Source organism: Desulfovibrio sp. 1188_IL3213, assembly GCF_036763145.1.
GTDB lineage: Bacteria > Desulfobacterota > Desulfovibrionia > Desulfovibrionales > Desulfovibrionaceae > Desulfovibrio.
Genome location: NZ_JBAIYR010000614.1, coordinates 1 through 1,070, shown reverse-complemented (window position 1 = coordinate 1,070; position 1,070 = coordinate 1). Strand labels below are relative to the sequence as shown.

Below are 1,070 nucleotides of genomic sequence, written 5' to 3'. Positions count from 1 at the left end.
GCGCCCTCCAGAGAGCCTGTGGGCAGCATGCTGTTGGCGGCGGCCACGGCATCGGCCACCTCGTCAATGCCAAGCCCGCGCGAAGCCAGTTCGTCCGGGTCAAGCTGCACACGCACAGCGTATTTTTTCTGGCCGTACACCACCACCTGGGCCACGCCTTCCACCATGGAAAGACGCTGGCCTATGAGCGTGTCGGCATATTCATTAAGGGCATACAGGGGCAGCGTGGGCGACGATACGCGCAAGTACAGGATGGGCATGTCCGCCGGGTTCACCTTGCGGAAGCTCGGCGGCGTGGTCATGTTGGAAGGCATGCGCCGCTGCGCAAGGCCGATGGCCGACTGCACGTCCAGGGCCGCCGCATCGATGTTGCGGTCCAGGGCGAACTGGATGGTGATGCGGGTGCGGCCTGTGGAGTTGACCGAAGAAATGGAGTCAATGCCCGCAATGGTAAAAAATTCCTTTTCCAGAGGCGTGGCGACGGAAGCCGCCATGGTTTCCGGGTCGGCTCCCGCAAGGTCGGCCATGACCTGGATGGTGGGAAAGTCCACATTGGGCAGATGATTGACAGGCAGGTTTTTATAGCCCGTTATGCCGAAAAAAAGCATACCGAGCATAAGCAGCACCGTAGCGACCGGACGGCTGATGAATACAGAAGCGATATTCATGACATTTTTTACGTTAACTGCATATCAGGCGCAAGAACAAAAACAGCCCCAGCCCGCAGCACAGGCCGCCGATAAGCTTTCGCAGCAATGCCGTGGGAATACGCCTGGCAACAGCCACCCCCGCAAACAGGCCAGCCAGCGCCATGCCGCAGATATAGGGCAGAATGCTAAAGTCCACATGCCCGTCGGACATGTTGCCGATTGTGCCGAACAGAGCCGTGGTCACCTGATAGGGCATGGCAAGGCCCACAGCCGTCATGGGTGAAACGCCCGCCATGATCATCCAGGGAATGGAAAGCACCGGCCCGCCCGCTCCTGTCAGCCCGGCCATAAGCCCCGTCACCGCACCGATGCAGAAAAAGCCGCGCCTGCTCTGCCAGAATGCGCTGCCGCTGCCCGGTC

The 1,070-nt window shown here is 60.4% G+C and carries 2 protein-coding genes; both read right to left on the bottom strand.

Going from position 1 to position 1,070, the window contains the following annotated elements:
- Positions 1-668, bottom strand: a 668-nt coding sequence (locus V6C16_RS14035) for an efflux RND transporter permease subunit (protein WP_333543529.1), incomplete at its 3' end; no start/stop codon positions are given.
- Positions 669-681: 13 nt separating this feature from the next.
- Positions 682-1,070: sulfite exporter TauE/SafE family protein (locus V6C16_RS14030; RefSeq protein WP_333543528.1), on the bottom strand; the 389-nt coding region annotated here is incomplete at its 5' end.